Source organism: Haliea sp. (assembly GCF_040221975.1).
Lineage (GTDB): Bacteria > Pseudomonadota > Gammaproteobacteria > Pseudomonadales > Halieaceae > Haliea.
Genome location: NZ_JAVJWR010000013.1, coordinates 138,207 through 157,410, shown reverse-complemented (window position 1 = coordinate 157,410; position 19,204 = coordinate 138,207). Strand labels below are relative to the sequence as shown.

Genomic DNA, 19,204 nt, shown 5'->3' with positions numbered 1-19,204 from the left:
CCTCGCATTGCGTCAGGGGGTAGCTGTGGCAGCCAGGGCATTGGCCTCCGCCAGAGCCTCGGCGGGTGTGGCACCAACCAGGATGACATGCCAGCGCCGGGGTCCGTGGGCGCCCATCACCAGCTGCGCCTCGACGTCGGCGGTGCTGGAGGGGCCGGCGATAAAGTTGATCCCGCGCGGCCAGCTGCCCGCCGGCAGTTCCCCGCGGATGCGCAGCCAGGCGTCCTCCAGCGTGGCCACGACATCCTCGCGGTTGACCAGTACCAGATGGTCTTCGGGCAGCAGGTTGTTGCGCCCCGGGTTGGCGCGGCCGGTCCAGGTGACAATCGCACCGGTCTCGGCAACCCCCAGCCGGGCGTAGCTCAGTGCGGCGGCATCGCCGTTTTCGGCGGCACCAAACCGCGGCAAAACACCGGCATCACGCCAGGGCATGGCGGCGATGCGCGGATCGTTGCCGGCCACCAGCTTGTGTGTGCGAAAGCGACTGTAGAGATAGCGCCCGACCACCCGCACCGCTTCGGCCCGGTCTGCCGCCAGGTCGACACTGCCCTTGTTCACCAGCACATTCGCCATGAAGGCGATGCAGGTGTCAGTTGCGGGCGGGACTGCGGCGCTGGCGAATCCCAGGGCTGCCAGTTCCTGCGCGATCTGTTGCGGCGTTGCGGCAGTGGCGGCGCCAGTCGCGGTGGCGCGCAGGCGGGCCAGTATCTCACTCCTCGACGACTCAGCCACGGCGTCTTCTCCCTCTGCCGCGCTTGCGGTACTGGCGCATGAAGGTGCCGCCCTCAGGTGCGGGGAAGTCGCGGGTGCCGGTCCAGCCTGCGGCAAAAGGCAGCTTGTGCAGACCGCCCCGGCGTCTCCCCAGCCAGGCCAGTACCGGCATTGTCCAGCCCGTCAGGCGCTGGTACAGGGCCGGGTGACAGAGCAGCCAGGCGTGCAGGCGCAGCCCCCGCCGCAGCCGTGGTGAATTGAGCTGGCGCTGGTTTTCCTCCTGGCGCAGGTCGCGCAGCAGATCCGGCAACGGGATATTGGCCGGACATATTTCCGCGCAGCGCCCGCAACTGGTACAGGCGTTGGGGAGGGCATTGCTCTGCTCCAGCGAGGTCAGCAGCGGGGTCAGCACCGAGCCCATGGGGCCCGGGTAGACCCAGCCGTAGGCATGGCCACCGACAGCGACATAGATCGGGCAGTGGTTGAGGCAGGCGCCGCAGCGGATGCAGTCCAGAATTTCGCTGTAGTCGCTGGCAAGAAGCTCCGTACGCTTGTTGTCGAGCAGTATGATGTGGGTTTCCAGCGGCCCGTCGACATCTTCCTCCCGTCGCGGTCCGGAGTAGAAGCTGGTGTAGCAGGTGTGCGGCTGACCGGTCGCCGAGCGTACCAGCAGGCGTTGCAGGGCCATCGCGTCCTCCGCCCGCGGCAGAATGCGCTCCAGCGTGGTACAGACGATGACCACGGGAGGCAGGTTGGCGCAGAGGTCGCCATTGCCCTCATTGGTGACCAGCATGGTGGTGCCATCCTCTGCAATCAGCGCATTGGCGCCGATCACGCCCACCTCGGCCTGCAGGAACTGCTCGCGCAGTATGCCCCGGGCTTCACTGACAATATCCTCGACCCGCTTCAGGGGGCGCTCCCCCAGCGGGTGCCGGTCCAGAAACAGCTGGCGGATGTCCGCCAGCGACTTGTGCAGCGCGGGGCCGACGATGTGGCTGGGGGTCTCGCCGGCCTGCTGGATGATGTATTCGCCGAGGTCGGTCTCAATGACCTCCAGCCCGGCTTTCAGCAGATGGTCATTGAGTGCGGTTTCCTCGGTGACCATGGACTTGCCCTTGGCCACCCGGCGGGCGCCGTGGGCCCGGCAGATGGACAGCACGGTGCTGTTGAGCTCCTCCGGTGTGGCGGCAAAGTGGACCTGGTTGCCGTTGCGCAGCGCCGTCTCCTCGAAGCGGGTGAGATAGTGTTCCAGGTGCGCCATGGTGTGGCGTCGCACCTGTTTCAGGTGTGCGCGCAAGGCTTCGAAGTCACCGTAGCGCGCAGCGGCGGCATCGCGGGCCAGCGGCATGAACAGCCCCAGCAGATCCCGGCGCTGGGCCTTGTCAGTATCCGCCAGCGCTGCATCGGCGTGCTGCATGAATTCGCTGCTGGTAATCTTCACCCGCGCGGCTCTCCGATTCCCGGCCCTTTCGGCGTGCCCGCCAGAATCTCCGCCACATGTCGTACTTCCAGTTCCAGGCCCCGCCGTCGGGCACGCCCGGCGATATGCAGGAGACAGCCGAGATCGCCGCCCAGCAGCAGCTGGGCACCGGAGGCGACGGCACTGTCCAGTTTGTCATCCGCCATCTTGGTGGAGATGGCCGGCATCCTGGTACAGAAGGTACCGCCGAAGCCGCAGCAGACCTCTGTTTGCGACAGCTCCCGGACCTCTACGCCGCACTGTTGCAGAAGCAGTTGCCGCGGCTGCTGCTTGACCTCCATCTCGCGCAGGCCCGCACAGCCGTCGTGGTAGGTGACGGTTGTCTCCAGAGGCGGTTTTTTGGGCGCTGGCAACGGCGCCACTTCGGTGAGGAACCGGGTCAGCTCCCAGGTTTTGGCGGCCAGGGCCAGCGCGCGCTCGCGCCACTCGCCCTCGAACAGGGCCGGGTAGTGCTGGCACAGCATGCCGGCACAGGAACCGGAAGGGGCCACCACATAATCGTAGGGCTCGAACAGTTCGATGACGGCCCGGGCGACGGGCACGGCAGCATTGACGTCGCCGCTGTTGTAGGCAGGCTGGCCGCAGCAGGTTTGTTGCTCTGGCACGGTTACCCGGCACCCGGCCCGCTCCAGCAGGCGCACGGCGGCGAAACCTACCGAGGGTCGCATCAGGTCGGCCAGGCACGTGACCATCAGGGCGACATCGCGACGGGGTCGGGTGCGCTTGCGCTTGGGTTTGCGGTTGTCCATATAAGGCGAAAGCTCCATGCCTGGTGCGCCACAAGGAAGGCTGCGGCACCTGCAAGCCCGGGAGTATAGCGAAATTGCAGCGCCGGCGTCGTGTCAGATCAGCAGCAGCATTGCGCCAACCAGCAGCAGGACCAGCAGCCCCGCAACGCTGAGGGCCAGCGGGTGACGACTCTCGAGCAATGCCACCAGAATGGTGCCGGTATCCGCCTTGCCCGCGGCTGCCAGCGTGGGTTGCACCAGCGGCCAGGCATCGGCAGCGAAAGCGCGATGGCGATCCGGGCCAGTGTAGACGATGACGTCTTCGGCGCGCAGGAACAACGGGTGTTGCTGCAACTGGATACCGTTGCCGACGTGGTAGACGCCGCGGTGGTCCACCAGAATCAGCTGCTTTCCCAGCACCCCGAGGTGGCCCTGTCTCGGGCCCAGGCGCTGCAGCAGCGCGGTGAAACGTCCGGGTCGCTGCGGCGCGGGCGGTAACCAGAAGATGTCCCCGGTCCGGTTTCCCAGTCTCGGCGCGGTGCGCAGGCGGTCAGCGGCAAATACCCGCTGGCGCAGACGCTGCCAGAGAGAGAAGCAGGACGCGGCCAGCACCAGTGCCACCAATATCCCCGGCACCCACCTGGCCAGAGTTTGACGCAGCCCCAGCTGCCGGGCCCGTGTTTCCGCCATTTCCTGCAGGCGGGACGAGGCCAGGACAACACCCGGCTGGCCCCCGGCACTGAACCGCAGTAGCTGGTGTTGATCCTGATCGAGCACCAGCATGCGCGTGCCCCAGGGTACCAGCGCGTGGGGGCGATAGCCGCCTGGCAGCGCGACCTCTGCCAGCGTGGCCCACAGGGCATCGAACCGGAATACGCCGGCAGCGCCGGTGGCCGGATTCTCCAGGGTGGCCCACCACTGCTCACCGCTCCAGGCGAAATCCCGGATCGCAACAAGGCCCCCCTCCAGTGCAGGTTCCGGCAGGAGCAGGATCTCATCCAGCTGCTGGCCAAAAGCCCGGGTCTCGTAGCGGAGCACACTGATGCCCGGGCCCTCGGCGCTGTTGACCAATAGCAGGCCAGCGTGCGTCTGCAGCACCGGGTGCGCCGGCAGCGGTCGTTCACTGCTGGCGAGTCGGTAGCCCCGGGAATCGTGCAGGGAGAGCTGTGACCGGCTGCTGTCAGCGAGGATCAGGTGGCCGCTGCTCTCTATCACCGCCACTGCATCCGCCTGCAAGGGGCCCGACTCGTCCGCCAGCAACCGGCACTGGCGTTCCTCAAGCTGGCAGCGGTAGAGATTGCCCCCGGGTTTGTGCTCGGCCAGGAGCAGCAGGCTTTGTGGTCCCTCCCACAGCAGCCCTGCCAGGCGACCGGTGAAGCCGAAATGGCGTAGCGCCAGAATGTCCTGCTCGGCGCCTGAGCGGTCGTGCCGGAGCAGGAGCTCGCCGGTGGCGAGCATGAGTTCGGTGCCGTTGTGGCTGGCCGCCGCGACCAGGGGAGGCACAGCGGCGGGAGTCGGCAGCGCGCGCAGGGCAAGGACCACCAGCGCCAATGCAATCGCGGCGACACCAGCGACCACGGCCCCGGCCTGTTTCAGTCGCGCCGCCCGCGCTGCCCGCTGGCGCTGGGCCACGCCTGCCTGGTAGGGGCGCAGCGTGTAGGGGTTTGGTGCCCAGCGGGATACGGGGCGAGCCGGGGGTGGTGTCGCCGAGGCTGCGGCGCGCTGCGCAGCTGCCGCCGAAGGTGGTGGATGCGCTGGCGCAGGAGGCGGTGATGCCGCTGCGGCGACAGGCCGGGAAACAGGCTGAGTCCCCTGCACCGGCGCTGCAAGGTCGTCCGCCTGCTTGACCAGCTCTGCCTGCAGGCCGAGGCCGCGCATTCGCAGTTGCCAGGACGCCGCCCGCTTCGGGTCCAGGTTGCGGCGCAGCACCACAGGTTTGCCGGAGAAGAACTGTTCGACCCGCAGAGGATCGTCGATCGCAAACAGCCGGGCAAACTTGCGCCTGGCGATGGCCGGGTCGTGGCCGGGCAGGATCTCTCCCCGGAACGAGAGGTTGAAACGGTTCACCCCGCGTCTGCGCCCCTGTGTGCTGAGGTTGTTTGCCGGCAATGTAGGACCCCTGTCTGCTCAGTGTGCCAATGACCCTCGCAGGCTATTCCAGGGGCACTTCCTCGAAGGTCAGGCCGGCGTTTTCCACCAGCCTTGTCAACAGATGATCGCCCAGTCCCGAGGCGGGAGTCCAGAAGCCACCGCCGACAGTGAGAGGATCCCTCGCCAGGCACACTGCCGCCTCTGCCAGCATGCGCGAGGTCGAGCCGTAACCCGGGTCCAGTTGTCCCGCGACCCGTACACGCATGTCCAGCGCCCTGTCAGCCGGGTGCGCGCCGTGGAAAAACAGCTCGTAGTGTCCGGCCTCGCGCTGCTCGCGGCTCGGCCCCTCGCCGGGTTTGGGCAGGAAGTGTGCGAACAGCTTGCGGCCAGGCCCGGTCGCGAGACCGGCCATGGCCGCACCCAGCGCCAGGGTGTTGCGCAGGGCCTGGGCGCGGGAATCGCAAAGCTGCGATTCGTCGTACTGGAAATCCTCACCCCAGGGCTTGCCAAGCAGGCAGTGGCTGCGACGCACCACCCGGCCGTTGATTGCCGCCATGATGAAGGGGCAGGTCCAGCGCTCAAAGTCGCTGTCGTAGCGGGCACCGGCCTGGTCGGGGCCGTCCAGGCCGGTGGTGCCGGGCGGGCACAGGGCGTAGGGGTTGCTGAGCAGTTTGCGCACGGCGCTGTCCCGTCTGGCCTCTTCCAGTACTTCCAGCATGCTGGCGATGGTACCGCCGCTGGCGCTGCCCTTGTTGCGCCCGACCCGGGCCTTGACGTAATGCGACGGTTCTCCGTGGCGCTCCAGCATGCGCTGCTGCAGAAACCAGGTCCCCATGTCCGAGGGGATGGAATCGAACCCGCAGGTGTGAACCAGGCGGGCACCGCTGGCTTCGGCGGCGGCCTGGTACTCCGGAATCACCCGTGCCATCCACTGTACTTCACCGGTGAGATCACAGTAGTGAGTGCCGTTTGTGGCACAGGCGGCCACCAGGGGCGTACCGTAACGGGCGTAGGGCCCCACGGTTGTGCAGACCACGCGGGTGCGCTGCACCATGTCCCGCAGGGAGGCGGGGTCATCACTATCCGCCACGACCAGAGGCAGGGGCTCACCGGCGTATCGGGCTTGCAGGGTTTTCTGCAGTGACTGCAGTTTCTTCTCGCTGCGCCCGCCCAGTGCCCAGCGCAGCGTGCCGCCAGTGCCGTAGGTCTGGGCCATGTACTCCGCGACCAGCGCTCCGGTAAAGCCGGTGGCGCCCCAGATGATCAGGTCGAAGTCCCGCTGTTGATTGGCCATGGTTGCAACTCCTCCGGTAACAGGCGCGCTCAGTGAATCCCGTGCATCATTTTCCGCAGCAGCGGAGCGATCAGCAATTGCAGCGCCGCAATGCCGAGACCGACATAAAACAGGGTGGTGAACAATTCAGTGTAGCTCGCCAGCGCCGTGCCGACATCGGCAAGGCCTGCATCGGCGTCGAGGGCGGCGAGCTTGGAAAGCTGGGCCGCAACATGTTGGGAGTAGGCTGTTGCCAGGAACCAGGCCCCCATCATCACCCCCACGATACTCGGTACCGCAAGTTTGGTCACCGCAGAAAGGCCTACCGGGGACAGGCACAGTTCGCCTGCGGTGTGCAGCAGGTAGGCGAGTACCATCCAGTAGCCCAGCACCAGGCCCGCCTCATTGGGGGTCGCGGCGCCGAGTACCAGCGCGCCGAACCCGAGGCCGGCGAGGGCGACGCCGAGAGCAAATTTGATCGGCGTGCCGGGCTCCAGCCCGCGCCGGCCAAGGCTGGTCCACAGCCACGCGAATACCGGTGCCAGGATGAAGATGAAAAAGGAATTGAAGAATCCGTACTGGGCCGCGGTAAAGTTGATGCCAAAGACGCGGCGATCCATGACCCGGTCGGCATAGAGGGTCATGGAGGCGGCGCTCTGTTCGAACAGGGACCAGAACACCACGCTGGAAACGGTGAGTACGACTAGTACGATCATGCGGCCGCGCTCCACCGTATTGCAGCGGAAGGTGATGAACCAGGCCAGGGCCAGGGCCACTATCAGCGCCAACACATTCAGCAGTACACCGACAGCGCCGTGGAATTGCAGCATCTGCCAGGCGGCGAAGACTCCGGCGATGCCTGCGAGATAGATGGTCAGCTCCTTGCTGACGCCCAGACGCGAGCGTTCCCGCAGTCTCTGCGGCTGTTTCGGTTCGGCAAGCCCCTGCAGGTGTTTCTGGCCGTACAGGAAGCTGGCCAGGCCGACCAACATGCCGATACCGGCGGCGCCGAAGCCGTACCCCCAGCCATAGTTCACACCCAGATAGCCGCACAGCAGGGTGGCCAGCAGCGCACCCAGGTTGATGCCCATGTAGAAAATGGTGAAACCCGCATCCCGGCGCGGATCGTCCACCGCGTACAGGCGCCCGACGATAGTGGAAATATTGGGCTTGAGGAAACCGACGCCGACCACGATCAGGGCGAGGGAAAAATAGAAGACCTGCAGCGCCCGCTCATCGCGCACCACACTGGCAGCCACCAGTCGCGCCTGTTCGCCCTCGAATGCCATCCCTAGGTGCCCGAGTACCAGCAGCAGGCCGCCAAAGATGACCGACTTGCGCATGCCCAGATAGCGGTCCGCGAGCAGTCCGCCGATCACCGGCATGGCGTAGACCAGGGCGGCGTAACCGCCCAGCACCTCCAGCCCGTTGGCATCCGAGAACAGGTGGTACTTGGTGAGGTAGAGGAGCAGTAAATACTTCATGCCGTAGAAGGAGAAGCGTTCCCAAAGCTCGGTGGCAAAGCACACGTAGAGCCCCCGTGGATGGCCGAAAAACGCGGTGTCCGCGGCCGGATCAATGGTGCTGCTGGTGGTCATTATTCGCTATCCTGGCGTGAAGCGGGGCAGGGGCCTCCGGCACAGGCGCACAGAATACCATTCATGTGACGGATTTGCGTCGCCTTGCCGTCTGTGTGCGGTGCAGGCGTCATGGGCGTATGATGGCGTCCTTTCCCAGCAGTGCGGAGAGCACATGAGCAAGCTACTGACAACACTGGCCGCGGCCATTGCCCTGGCTGTGGCCCTGGCGCACGGGGAGCCTTCCGCTGATCCCGTGGACACGCAGATCCAGCGCGACCTGCACTTTCACATCGCCGAACTGGCGGACGATGCCTATGAAGGTCGTGAGCCCGGAACTCCGGGCGAAGAGAAGACCATTGCCTGGTTGCAGAAACACTTTGCCGCCCTGGGCGCAGAGCCCGGCAACCGCGGCAGCTGGGTGCAGGAGGTGCCGATCACCGCGGTAACCAGCGCACCCTCCGCGGTGCTGGCTATCCGCGGTCCCGACTTCAGCGCGGACCTGGCCTATGGCAGCGAGATGATGGTCGCCACCCAGCAGCAGGTCGCCACTACCGGCATTGCCGAATCCGAGCTGGTGTTTGTCGGTTACGGCATCAACGCCCCCGAGCGCGACTGGAACGACTACGCCGGTGTCGACGTTACCGGCAAGACCGTTGTCATCCTGACCAATGCCACCGACAGCGTCGAACACGGCAAGGCCTGGGGTGACGAGCGCCTCAAGGACTACACCGCCAACCACTATCACAAGCCCTCGGATGAATACGACGCCGACTGGGACCTGAGCGGTGCCGCCCAGGAAGTCATGTTGCTGCTGGAGATGGGGCGGGAACTCGCTGGCAACCGGGATTTCCCCAACTGGCACGAGGGGGTGGAGTTCAAGCGCGCCCGGGATGCTTCGCTGCAGCAATGACCGTGAGCGTTCCGACGCTCGTCAACGGCGAGTGATGGTAAAGGGTGACCAGGACTGGCTCACCGCCATCATTTCCAGCGAGTTCACGTTCAGGTGGCGGGGCAGGGTGGCGAGCCAGAACACGGTATCCGCGATGTCCTCGGGCTGGATCGGGTCAGCGCCCTGGTACATCCTGTCGTAGGCGGCCTGGTCCCCGCCGGTGCGCACCAGGGTGAACTCGCTCTCGGACAGGCCCGGCGCCAGGCAACTGACCCGGACTCCGGTGCCCTGCAGGTCGCTGCGCAGGGCGTAGGAAAACTGCTCGACGAAAGCCTTGCTGCCGCAATAGACGTTGCCGCCCGGGTAGGGCCAGTGGCCCGCGACCGAGCCAATATTGATGATGCTGCTGCCGGCGCCGCTGTCGATCAGCGTCGGCAGCAGCGCATGGGTCACTGTGGTCAGGCCCTTGATATTGGTGTCGATCATGCGATGCCACTGTTCCAGGTCGCAGTCCTGGGCCGGCGCCGTGCCGAGCGCCAGCCCGGCGTTGTTGACCAGCGCATGCACTTCCCGGAAGGGGCTCTCCAGCGCTGCCACCGCGGCCTGCACCGCCGCGGTGTCACGCACATCCAGGGTCAGCGTCAGTACCTGGCAGTGTGGCTCCAGTTCCGCGGCCAGCTCCGTCAGACGCTCGCCGCGGCGACCACTGAGGACCAGATTCCAGCCCGCTTCTGCGAAGCGGCGGGCGCAGGCGCGGCCGAAGCCCGAGGTGGCGCCAGTGATAAATGCGGTGTGGGTCATGACAAGGGCTCCCGTAGTGGGTGTGGGTGGACTCAGGCGGCGGCCGGCCGGTCGCGCCCGGCTTGCAGGGTCGCCAGGTGGGCGTCGAGGGCGGCGCTGACGGCCACCGGGTCGATCAGGCGCTTGATGCCGGCAAACAGCAGCCCCGCCTCCGGGTAGTAGTGACGCAGGTAGCCCAGCCACTGTTTGACCGGGCCGGCTGCGTGGCGGGGTTCGCACTGGGCGCGCTTGCTGTGGAAGAAGTGCTGCAGAAGCGCCGCGATATCGATCCAGGCCATGGGCTCCGCGGGTGCGCCGCCCAGGGAGGCGCGTACCAGGCGCGGCAGGTCCGGTCGTCGCAGGGCACCGCGACCGAGCATCAGGTCCTGGCACTGGCTCGCCAGCTGGCAGCGGCGGGCATCCTCCGGGCTCCAGATCTCACCGTTGGCGACGATCGGCAGGCTTGTCTGTGCCACGGCGCGGGCGATTTCATCCCACCAGGCCGGCGGCTGGTAGCCGTCGCGGCGGGTGCGGGCGTGGATGGCGATTTCGCTGGCCCCCGCCGCGGCGATCGCCAGCACGTTGTCCAGGAACTGGCTGCGGTCCTCGAAGCCGAGGCGGATCTTGGCGGTAACGGGGATCACGGCGGGCACGGCCCGGCGCACCGCAGCGACAATGCTGCCGACCCGTTCCGGTTCCTGCAGCAGGATTGCGCCACCGTCTGACTTGTTTACGGTTTTCGCCGGGCAGCCAAAGTTGAGATCGATACCCGGTGCGCCCAGTTCCGCGCAGCGGGCGGCGTTGTCCGCCATGGGCGACGGCTGGCCGCCCAGCAGCTGCACGTAGACAGGCACTCCGGCGGGAGTGCAACCGCCACTGTCCAGCTCCGGGCACAGGCGCCGGAACACCCGCGGCGGCAGCAACTGCTGACTGACCCGGACGAATTCGGTGACGCAGCGATCGATGCCGCCCAGGTCGGTCAGCAGGGCACGCATGGTGGCATCGATGACGCCCTCCATTGGGGCCAGGATCAGTCGCACGGCAGGTCTCCGGTTGAAAGCACCAGTATACCGGTGTCGGCCTCCCATGTTTAGGCAGGTGGGGGCGCCCCCCGACGAGGTGCCTGTCATCCACCATTGGCGCCCGGCATCGTTCCTGATTTATGATGGGCGTCGATTTGGGCCGGTCGCAAGGTGGGAGTGTGTTCCAGCAGGACGATATTTTCATGCAGGGAGTCGAGCTGATGGTCTTCGGCGTCAGCGCCGTGGTCATCTTCCTGACCCTGCTGGTGATAGTCACCTCGTTGACCTCAAGGTTCATGTCCCGCTACTTCCCCGAGCGGGCGGAAGCCCCTGCCGAGCTGCCCACACGGCCTGCCCCCCCGCCTGCTGCCGGCCCCGGCCAGGGTGAGCTGGTTGCGGTGATTGCCGCCGCCATCCATCAGCACCGAAAGCAGCGGCACTGACGCCACTATCCGAGAGGTTTTGTTGATGCAAGACGAGAAGCGCCCGCTGGGCATTACCGATGTGGTCCTGCGCGATGCCCACCAGTCCCTGCTGGCGACGCGCATGCGCCTGGACGATATGCTGCCTATTGCCGCTGAACTCGACACGGTCGGCTTCTGGTCCCTGGAGTCCTGGGGTGGCGCGACCTTTGACGCCTGCATTCGCTACCTGGGGGAAGACCCCTGGGATCGCATTCGGCAGCTGAAGCAGGCCATGCCGCGGACGCCCCAGCAGATGTTGCTGCGGGGCCAGAATATTCTGGGCTATCGGCATTATGCGGATGATGTGGTGCGCAAATTTGTTGCGCGCGCCGCCGACAACGGTATCGACGTATTCCGCGTGTTTGACGCCATGAACGACATGCGCAATATCGAGGTGGCGCTGCAGGCAGTGAAGGACGTTGGCAAGCATGCCCAGGGCACGATTTCCTACACCTTGAGCCCGGTGCACACCATCGAGACCTGGGTAGAGCAGGGCAAGCGCATCGAGGACATGGGTGCGGACTCCATTGCGATCAAGGACATGGCGGGCCTGCTGCGGCCCTATGACGGCTACGAGCTGGTACGCCGGCTGAAAGCGTCCTGTGCCATACCCATTCACATGCATTGCCACGCCACTACCGGACTGTCGACGGCGACTATTCTCAAGTGTGTCGAGGCAGGTATCGACAACGTCGACACCTCGATTTCCTCCATGTCCATGACCTACGGCCACTCGCCGACGGAATCGGTGGTCGCCATTCTCGACGGCACTGACCGCGACACGGGCCTGGACATCGAAAAGCTCGCCTCGATAGCAGCCTATTTTCGCGAGGTGCGGAAGAAATACGCAAAGTTCGAGGGCTCGCTGCGCGGTGTGGATGCGCGCATTCTCGTGGCCCAGGTGCCGGGCGGCATGCTGACCAACATGGAGAGCCAGCTGCGGGAGCAGGGCGCCGCCGACCGCATGGACGAGGTGCTGGAGGAGATTCCGCGGGTGCGTGAGGATCTCGGCTTCATCCCCCTGGTCACACCGACCTCGCAGATTGTCGGCACCCAGGCTGTGATCAACGTGCTTACCGGGGAGCGCTACAAGTCCATTTCCCGGGAAACCGCGGGGGTGCTGAAAGGGGAATACGGAACCACCCCGGCACCGGTCAACAAGGACCTGCAGGCGCGGGTGCTGGAGGGTGGCGAAGTGATCACCTGCCGGCCGGCGGATCTGCTGGAGCCCGAGATGGAGGCCCTGACAGAGGAGCTGCGCAGCCTGGCCCGGGAGCAGGACATTGCGCTGGCGGCAGGGGAGCAGGAGGTGGACGATGTCCTGACCTATGCGCTGTTCCCGCAGATTGGCCTCAAGTTTCTTCAGCACCGCGGCGATGCCAGCGCTTTCGAGCCGGCACCGGATGCGGCGACGGAACCCGCCGCCGCGACCGCTGGCAAGTCGGTGGCAAAGGTCGCGAGCAAGGCTGCAACGGACGCCGGCGTCTATACAGTAAAGGTCAATGGCCAGTCCTATGTCGTCGAGGTGGCCGAGGGCGGCGATGTGGCCGCGGTCAGCCCGCCAGCGCCTGCACCGGAAGCACCCGCTGCCGCCGGTCCGGGCGAGCCGCTGCCGGCACCGCTGGCGGGCAATATTTTCAAGGTCAACGTCAAGCCCGGGGATGCGGTGACATCGGGGCAGGTCATCGTCCTGCTCGAGGCCATGAAAATGGAAACCGAGGTGCGCTCTCCACGGGATGGCCGTGTGGTCAGCGTCGCGGTCAAGCCCGGCGACACGGTTGTCGTTGGCGACGCCCTGATCATGCTGGATTGACGCCCATGGATAACCTGTTACGGCTCTGGCAGTCCACGGGCCTGGCCCAGTTCGAGCCGGGTCAGGCGGTGATGATCCTGATCGGGATTGCGCTGCTGTTCCTGGCGATCCGCAAAGGCTTCGAGCCGCTGCTGCTGGTACCCATCGGCTTTGGCGGTATCATGGCCAATATTCCCGGGGCAGGACTGGCCTATTCCGCCGCCGAGAACGCCTTGCACGGCAGCGACCCCGCGGTGTGGGCAGAGATCGCCACGACTCTGGGCAGTGCTGCTGTTGCCGATGCGAGGGCCTTGCTGGACGCGCTCGCGACAGCCGACCTGTCACAACAAGTGGCCGCGAGCCGTGTCGCCGCAGAGGCGGGCTACGGCGACGGCATGCTCTACAGCTTCTACATGGTGGCCATTGCCAGCGGGGTGGCCCCACTGGTGATCTTCATGGGTGTGGGAGCGATGACCGATTTTGGCCCGCTGCTGGCCAATCCGCGTACCCTGTTTCTGGGGGCAGCTGCCCAGTTCGGGATCTTTGCCACGGTACTGGGAGCGGTGGGCCTCACCTCGCTGGGGATCATGGACTTCAGTCTTGCGGATGCCGCGGCGATAGGCATCATCGGCGGCGCCGACGGCCCCACCGCGATTTATGTCGCCAGCATCCTGGCACCCGACCTGCTCGGCCCCATCGCCGTCGCCGCCTATTCCTACATGGCACTGGTGCCACTGATCCAGCCGCCGATCATGCGGGCGCTGACCACCCGGGCCGAGCGCGAAATCGTCATGACCCAGTTGCGGGTGGTGTCGCGGCGGGAAAAAATCGTGTTCCCGCTGGTACTGCTGATCCTGGTAGCGCTGTTGCTGCCGGCGGCGGCACCACTGCTGGGCATGTTCTGTTTCGGCAACCTGATGAAAGAGTGTGGTGTGGTCGGGCGTTTGAGCGACACCGCGCAGAACGCGCTGATCAATATTACGACGATTTTCCTCGGCCTGTCGGTCGGCTCCAAGCTGGTGGCGGACAAGTTCCTCGACATCAATACCCTGGGCATCATGGGCCTGGGGATTGTGGCGTTTGCCATCGGCACCGCCTCGGGAGTCCTCATTGCCAAGCTGATGAACCGTTTTGGCAGCAATCCGCTCAATCCCCTGATCGGCTCCGCGGGGGTCTCGGCGGTACCCATGGCGGCGCGGGTCAGCAACAAGGTCGGTCTCGAAGCCAACCCCCACAACTACCTGCTGATGCACGCCATGGGTCCCAACGTGGCCGGCGTGGTGGGCTCGGCGGTGGCGGCGGGGGTAATGATCAGCCTGGTGGGTGGCTGAGACAAGGCTCTCCGGCAATCAAGTTGAGCGCCGTCGATTGGTGCCTGTGGCATTAATTTTGTACACTGTGGCGCTGACAACAACCGCTGAGCCAGAGTTTGCATGAATCCCAACTACCTTGATTTTGAACAGCCCATCGCCGAGCTTGAAGTCAAGATCGAAGAGCTCCAGCTGGTGGGAACAGACGCGGATATCAATATCAGCGAGGAAATCCGCACCCTGCGTGAGAAGAGCGCCAAGCTCACCGAGAAAATCTATTCCAACCTGAGTGCCTGGGATACCGTCAAGGTGGCCCGCCATCCCCGGCGGCCCTACACCCTGGACTACATCAGTCGCGTCTTTACCGACTTTGACGAATTGCACGGGGACCGCCACTTTGGTGATGACCGCGCAATTGTCGGTGGTACAGCGCGTCTGTGCGGGCGCCCGGTGATGGTTATTGGCCAGGAAAAGGGGCGTGCGGTCAAGGACAAGGTCTTGCGCAACTTCGGCATGCCCAAACCGGAGGGGTACCGCAAGGCCCTGCGCCTGATGCAGATGGCTGAGCGCTTCCGGATGCCGGTCATCACCCTGATTGATACGCCTGGCGCCTATCCCGGAATTGATTCCGAGGAACGCGGTATCAGCGAGGCCATTGCCCAGAACCTGGCGGTGATGTCGCGGCTGGCAACGCCCATCATCTGCGTGGTAATCGGCGAGGGCAGCTCTGGCGGCGCCCTGGGTATCGGGGTCGGCGACCATCTGGCCATGCTCCAGTACGCCACCTATTTCGTCATCTCCCCGGAGGGTTGTGCCAATATCATCTGGAAGAGCACGGCCCACGCGCCGGATGCTGCGGCCGCGATGGGGGTCACGTCCAAGGTCCTGCAGGAGCTGGGTATTGTCGATGCCACGATCCCCGAGCCCATGGGCGGTGCCCATCGCAACGTCGACCAGATGGCCGAGCGTGTGCAGGGGCACCTGCTCAAGCAGCTGCAGCGGCTGGAACAGATTCCGCTCGAGGATATGCTCGAGCAGCGCTACCAGCGCCTGATGTCCTACGGCAACTGAACGCTCGCCACCGGCGGGTGGTTGCATGAACCTCGAAGCAGCAGACCTGGCACCGGCACTGGAGGCCCATCGCGGTGCTGGCCGCTGGCTGCTGGCCTTCAGCGGTGGCCTCGATTCCACGGTCCTGCTGCACCTCCTGCACGAGTATCGACGCTCCCACCCCGGCGCACCTCCCCTCAACGCGGTTCACGTCAACCACAACCTGCAGCCGGCCGCCGTGGCTTGGGAGCAGCATTGCCAGCAGGTCTGTGCGGCACTCGAGGTGCCGCTGCTGTTGCGCCGGGTGGCGGTAGACGCCGGCGGCAGGGGCATCGAAGCGGCGGCCCGCGAGGCCCGCTATCGCGCTCTGGCAGATTCCCTGCAGGCGGGCGATGTCATGTTTTTTGCCCATCACCAGGACGACCAGGTAGAGACCCTGCTGCTGCGCTGGTTGCGCGGTGCCGGCCTGCAGGGCCTGCAGGGCATGCCGGTGACGCGGGCGCTTGGTCCGGGCCAGCTGTCACGACCGTTGCTGGCGTGGCCACGGACGGCGCTTGAGGCCTGCGCCCGACGACGCCGGTTGCAGTGGATCGATGACCCTTCCAACGTGGACACCGGCTTTGACCGCAACTACCTGCGCCATGAGGTGCTGCCGCTGCTGGCTCGGCGTTGGCCGGGTTACCGCAGCAGCATGGTGCGCTCGGCGCGGCAGCTGGCGTCCGCGGCAGCGGTACTGGACGAGTTGCTGCCCACCCCACCACCCTGTGCCACCCTGCTGGGCGACCCGGGTATTCCGGTTGCCAGCCTGCTGCAGGATCCCGCCGGTACCGGCTGGCTGGTCTTGCATCAGTGGCTGGCCGAGCGCGGCCTGCCGACGCCACCGCGGGCACCGGCCGGCGAGTTCCTGCGGCAACTGCAGTCCGGGGGCGGCAGCCCGGAACTGGCCTGGAGCGGGCAGCGCCTGCGACGTTTTGGCGACGGCGTCTATCTGCTGCCGGCAGGCGACACAACTGCCTGGGCCGCGGCGGGCCAGCTAGCGGCGGGCGCGACACTGGAGCTGCCCGGTGGCGGCAGCCTGGCGCTGGTTCCGGCGGGCGCGGGGCCGGGCATACGCCTGGAGCCGGGGGCGTTCCTGACCGTGTGCACCCGCAGCGGCGGTGAGCGCTGCCAGCCCCTGGGGCGGGCGGGCAGCCAACGCCTGAAAAAGTTGCTGCAGGAGGCCGGGGTACCCCCCTGGTGGCGTGATCGCCTGCCGCTGCTGTACCTGGACGACAGCCTGGTGGCGGTCGCCGATCTGTGGTTGTGCGCTTCCCCTCATACCCTCGCCGAGGGTGGCGCAGGGGCCTTGCGGCCGCTTTGGCGGCGAAATAACCCCGCTTCCGCGGATTGAGCTGAGAGCCCCTTTCTGGTAGTCTGATTTCCCATCTTTTCGCAGGAAACGCGCACTCCGTCGGCGGCTTGTTGGTCGCCCTGCGCCGTTCCTGGGTGCCCATATTCACAGCGTACAGAAAGGCTTTTCATGACGCGATATGTCTTCGTCACCGGTGGTGTGGTTTCCTCTCTGGGCAAGGGGATTGCAGCCGCATCCCTGGCGGCCGTGCTGGAGGCGCGCGGCATCCGCGTCACACTGCTGAAGCTGGATCCCTACATCAATGTCGATCCGGGCACCATGAGCCCGTTCCAGCACGGTGAAGTGTTTGTCACCGAAGACGGTGCCGAAACCGATCTGGATCTCGGCCACTATGAGCGCTTTACCCGCACCACCATGAAGCGCACCAATAATTTCACCACCGGCCGGGTGTACAACACCGTGCTGAAAAAAGAGCGCCGCGGTGACTACCTCGGTGGCACGGTGCAGGTCATTCCCCACATTACCGACGAGATCAAGCGCCGGGTGATCCTCGGTGCCGGCGATGCCGAGGTCGCGATAGTGGAAATTGGCGGTACCGTGGGTGACATCGAGAGCCTGCCTTTCCTCGAGGCCGCGCGCCAGTTGCGGGTGGAGGTCGGCTCCAGCCGCGCGCTGCTGATGCACCTGACCCTGGTGCCCTACATTGCCACAGCCGGCGAAATCAAGACCAAGCCAACCCAGCACTCGGTCAAGGAACTGCGCTCCATCGGCCTGCAGCCCGATATCCTGCTGTGTCGCTGCGCGGTGCCCATCGACGAGGGTGCGTGCAAGAAGATTTCCCTGTTTACCAACGTCGAGGAACGCGCTGTCATTCCGCTGCTGGATGCAGATTCCATCTACCGCATTCCGGGCATGCTGCACGGGGCCCACCTCGACCAGTTCGTGGTCGAGCGCTTCGGGCTTGACTGCCCTCCGGCGGACCTGGCGGAGTGGGACGACGTCCTGCGGCGGGAGTTCAGCGAGCCCAGAGGCACTGTGCGCGTGGCCATGGTGGGCAAGTACATGGATCTGCTGGACGCCTACAAGTCGCTCAATGAGGCGCTCAAGCATGCCGGCCTGCAGACCCTGGTGACAATCCAGGTAGACTACATCGACGCCGAGGATATCGAGCGCGAGGGCACCGGGGTGTTGGCCCAGGCCGATGCCATTCTGGTCCCGGGCGGCTTCGGCGACCGCGGCGTCGAAGGAAAAATTACCGCCGTCCGCTATGCTCGCGAAAACAACATTCCGTTCCTGGGTATCTGCCTGGGGATGCACGTTGCGCTGATCGAATACGCGCGCAATGTCTGCGCTCTCGAGGGTGCCAACTCCACGGAAATGCAGGCCGACACGCCACATCCTATCGTCGCGCTGATTACCGAGTGGCAGAACGCGGACGGTTCTACCCAGCAGCGCGATGCCAGCTCGGATCTCGGCGGCACCATGCGCCTGGGCGCACAGACCTGTTACCTTGAGAGCGACTCCAGGGTGCGACAGATCTACGGCGCGGATACGGTGCTGGAACGGCACCGCCACCGCTACGAGATCAACAACAACTATGTCGACCAGCTGGTGTCTGCCGGTATCCGCATCGCCGGCTGGTCCGCGGATCGGGCCCTGGTGGAAATGATCGAACTGCCGCAGCATCCCTGGTTTGTGGCCTGCCAGTTTCACCCGGAATTTACCTCGCGGCCCCGTGGCGGACACCCGCTGTTCACCGGCTATATCGAGGCCGCACTCGCCCATGCCCAGGGCTGAACTGTTGCTGGAGGCCTGCCGGTGACGCAGCAGACAGTGCACCTGGGCGCTATACCCATCGCCAACGATGCGCCCTTCGTCCTGCTCGGTGGAGTCAACGTGCTGGAGAGCCGTGACTTCGCCCTGCAGGCGGCAGAACACTATGTTGCAGTCTGCGCCCGGCTGGGAATCCCGCTGGTGTTCAAGGCGTCCTACGACAAGGCCAACCGCTCCTCCATCCACTCCTTCCGCGGCCCCGGCCTGGAGCAGGGACTGGCCATCCTGGCCGAGATCAAGGCGCAGTTTGGTGTGCCCGTGATCACCGACGTGCACACACCGGAGCAGGCGGCCCCGGCAGCCGAGGTCTGTGACATCATCCAGCTGCCGGCGTTTCTCGCCCGGCAGACCGATCTGGTGGCAGCGATGGCCGCCACCGGCGCCATCATCAACATCAAGAAGCCGCAGTTCCTGAGCCCCTCGCAGATGGCCAACGTGGCAGAGAAGTTCCGCGAGTGCGACAACGACCGGCTGCTGATTTGCGAGCGTGGCAGCAATTTCGGCTACGACAACCTGGTGGTCGACATGCTGGGTTTCGGCGTCATGAAGCAAACCTGCGGCGACATCCCGCTGATCTTCGACGTCACCCACGCCCTGCAATGCCGCGATCCCCTGGGTGCCGCCTCCGGCGGGCGCCGGGAGCAGGTGCTGGAGCTGGCGCGCGCAGGCATGGCTACCGGCCTCGCGGGCCTGTTTCTGGAGGCGCATCCGGAGCCCGCCAGGGCGCTTTGCGATGGTCCCAGCGCGCTGCCGTTGCATCAACTCGAGCCTTTCCTCGCCCAGGTCAAGGCGGTGGACGACCTGGTGAAGCGCCTGCCCCCGCTGATTATCGAATAACTATCTGTCTACT

The 19,204-nt window shown here is 65.7% G+C and carries 16 protein-coding genes; 8 read left to right on the top strand and 8 right to left on the bottom strand.

Annotated elements, in window-relative coordinates:
* Positions 1–12: 12 nt before the first annotated feature.
* From RLO07_RS04500 to RLO07_RS04475, 6 genes are all read right to left on the bottom strand, one after another.
* Positions 13–732 (bottom strand): LutC/YkgG family protein, encoded by a 720-nt coding sequence (locus RLO07_RS04500; protein WP_462290936.1) that lies wholly within the window; start codon positions 730–732, stop codon positions 13–15.
* Positions 725–2,152, bottom strand: coding sequence for a lactate utilization protein B (locus RLO07_RS04495; RefSeq protein ID WP_462290935.1), 1,428 nt, complete (start codon positions 2,150–2,152; stop codon positions 725–727). The genes RLO07_RS04500 and RLO07_RS04495 overlap by 8 nt, the downstream gene beginning before the upstream one ends.
* Positions 2,149–2,940, bottom strand: coding sequence for a (Fe-S)-binding protein (locus RLO07_RS04490; RefSeq protein WP_462290934.1), 792 nt, complete (start codon positions 2,938–2,940; stop codon positions 2,149–2,151). The genes RLO07_RS04495 and RLO07_RS04490 overlap by 4 nt, the downstream gene beginning before the upstream one ends.
* A gap of 93 nt (positions 2,941–3,033) precedes the next feature.
* Positions 3,034–4,986 carry a hypothetical protein gene (locus RLO07_RS04485; RefSeq protein ID WP_462290933.1) on the bottom strand — a complete coding sequence of 651 codons (1,953 nt, stop codon included), beginning with the start codon at positions 4,984–4,986 and terminating at the stop codon, positions 3,034–3,036.
* 85 nt (positions 4,987–5,071) lie between these two features.
* A complete protein-coding gene (locus tag RLO07_RS04480) occupies positions 5,072–6,304 on the bottom strand; it encodes a saccharopine dehydrogenase family protein (RefSeq protein WP_462290932.1) in 1,233 nt (410 codons plus the stop codon).
* A gap of 29 nt (positions 6,305–6,333) precedes the next feature.
* A complete protein-coding gene (locus RLO07_RS04475; protein ID WP_462290931.1) occupies positions 6,334–7,881 on the bottom strand; it encodes a peptide MFS transporter in 1,548 nt (515 codons plus the stop codon).
* A gap of 154 nt (positions 7,882–8,035) precedes the next feature.
* On the opposite strand from RLO07_RS04475, the gene RLO07_RS04470 reads away from it, so the two are divergent.
* Positions 8,036–8,773 (top strand): hypothetical protein, encoded by a 738-nt coding sequence (locus RLO07_RS04470; RefSeq protein WP_462290930.1) that lies wholly within the window; start codon positions 8,036–8,038, stop codon positions 8,771–8,773.
* A gap of 21 nt (positions 8,774–8,794) precedes the next feature.
* Here RLO07_RS04470 and RLO07_RS04465 read toward each other — a convergent pair whose 3' ends face one another.
* Both RLO07_RS04465 and RLO07_RS04460 read right to left on the bottom strand, forming a co-directional pair.
* Positions 8,795–9,553 carry an SDR family NAD(P)-dependent oxidoreductase gene (locus RLO07_RS04465; RefSeq protein WP_462290929.1) on the bottom strand — a complete coding sequence of 253 codons (759 nt, stop codon included), beginning with the start codon at positions 9,551–9,553 and terminating at the stop codon, positions 8,795–8,797.
* Positions 9,554–9,585: 32 nt separating this feature from the next.
* Complete coding sequence (locus tag RLO07_RS04460) at positions 9,586–10,572, bottom strand: tRNA dihydrouridine synthase (protein WP_462290928.1); 987 nt, start codon at positions 10,570–10,572, stop codon at positions 9,586–9,588.
* A 161-nt stretch (positions 10,573–10,733) separates the two neighbouring features.
* On the opposite strand from RLO07_RS04460, the gene RLO07_RS04455 reads away from it, so the two are divergent.
* The 7 genes from RLO07_RS04455 (at position 10,734) to kdsA (ending at position 19,191) form a co-directional block, all read left to right on the top strand.
* The gene (locus RLO07_RS04455) at positions 10,734–10,997 is read left to right on the top strand and encodes an OadG family protein (protein ID WP_462290927.1); all 264 of its coding nucleotides are present in this window, start codon (positions 10,734–10,736) and stop codon (positions 10,995–10,997) included.
* A gap of 25 nt (positions 10,998–11,022) precedes the next feature.
* Positions 11,023–12,831: a sodium-extruding oxaloacetate decarboxylase subunit alpha gene (gene oadA, locus RLO07_RS04450; RefSeq protein ID WP_462290926.1), complete on the top strand. Its 1,809-nt coding sequence runs from the start codon at positions 11,023–11,025 to the stop codon at positions 12,829–12,831.
* Between the two features lie 5 nt (positions 12,832–12,836).
* Complete coding sequence (locus tag RLO07_RS04445; RefSeq protein WP_462290925.1) at positions 12,837–14,141, top strand: sodium ion-translocating decarboxylase subunit beta; 1,305 nt, start codon at positions 12,837–12,839, stop codon at positions 14,139–14,141.
* 102 nt (positions 14,142–14,243) lie between these two features.
* Positions 14,244–15,191 carry an acetyl-CoA carboxylase carboxyl transferase subunit alpha gene (gene accA, locus RLO07_RS04440; protein ID WP_462290924.1) on the top strand — a complete coding sequence of 316 codons (948 nt, stop codon included), beginning with the start codon at positions 14,244–14,246 and terminating at the stop codon, positions 15,189–15,191.
* 25 nt (positions 15,192–15,216) lie between these two features.
* Positions 15,217–16,560 (top strand): tRNA lysidine(34) synthetase TilS, encoded by a 1,344-nt coding sequence (gene tilS, locus RLO07_RS04435; RefSeq protein WP_462290923.1) that lies wholly within the window; start codon positions 15,217–15,219, stop codon positions 16,558–16,560.
* Between the two features lie 129 nt (positions 16,561–16,689).
* Positions 16,690–18,318 carry a CTP synthase gene (locus RLO07_RS04430; RefSeq protein WP_462290922.1) on the top strand — a complete coding sequence of 543 codons (1,629 nt, stop codon included), beginning with the start codon at positions 16,690–16,692 and terminating at the stop codon, positions 18,316–18,318.
* A gap of 21 nt (positions 18,319–18,339) precedes the next feature.
* Positions 18,340–19,191, top strand: a complete 852-nt coding sequence (kdsA, locus tag RLO07_RS04425; RefSeq protein ID WP_462290921.1) for a 3-deoxy-8-phosphooctulonate synthase — start codon at positions 18,340–18,342, stop codon at positions 19,189–19,191.
* Positions 19,192–19,204: the final 13 nt, after the last annotated feature.

What these genes read in the sequence shown, in the direction of transcription:
- RLO07_RS04490 (WP_462290934.1), bottom strand. Translation starts at nt 2,940, where the DNA reads ATGGACAACCGCAAACCCAAGCGCAAGCGCACCCGACCCCGTCGCGAT.
- RLO07_RS04480 (WP_462290932.1), bottom strand. Translation starts at nt 6,304, where the DNA reads ATGGCCAATCAACAGCGGGACTTCGACCTGATCATCTGGGGCGCCACC.
- RLO07_RS04475 (WP_462290931.1), bottom strand. Translation starts at nt 7,881, where the DNA reads ATGACCACCAGCAGCACCATTGATCCGGCCGCGGACACCGCGTTTTTC.
- RLO07_RS04470 (WP_462290930.1), top strand. Translation starts at nt 8,036, where the DNA reads ATGAGCAAGCTACTGACAACACTGGCCGCGGCCATTGCCCTGGCTGTG.
- RLO07_RS04465 (WP_462290929.1), bottom strand. Translation starts at nt 9,553, where the DNA reads ATGACCCACACCGCATTTATCACTGGCGCCACCTCGGGCTTCGGCCGC.
- oadA (WP_462290926.1), top strand. Translation starts at nt 11,023, where the DNA reads ATGCAAGACGAGAAGCGCCCGCTGGGCATTACCGATGTGGTCCTGCGC.
- RLO07_RS04445 (WP_462290925.1), top strand. Translation starts at nt 12,837, where the DNA reads ATGGATAACCTGTTACGGCTCTGGCAGTCCACGGGCCTGGCCCAGTTC.
- accA (WP_462290924.1), top strand. Translation starts at nt 14,244, where the DNA reads ATGAATCCCAACTACCTTGATTTTGAACAGCCCATCGCCGAGCTTGAA.
- tilS (WP_462290923.1), top strand. Translation starts at nt 15,217, where the DNA reads ATGAACCTCGAAGCAGCAGACCTGGCACCGGCACTGGAGGCCCATCGC.
- RLO07_RS04430 (WP_462290922.1), top strand. Translation starts at nt 16,690, where the DNA reads ATGACGCGATATGTCTTCGTCACCGGTGGTGTGGTTTCCTCTCTGGGC.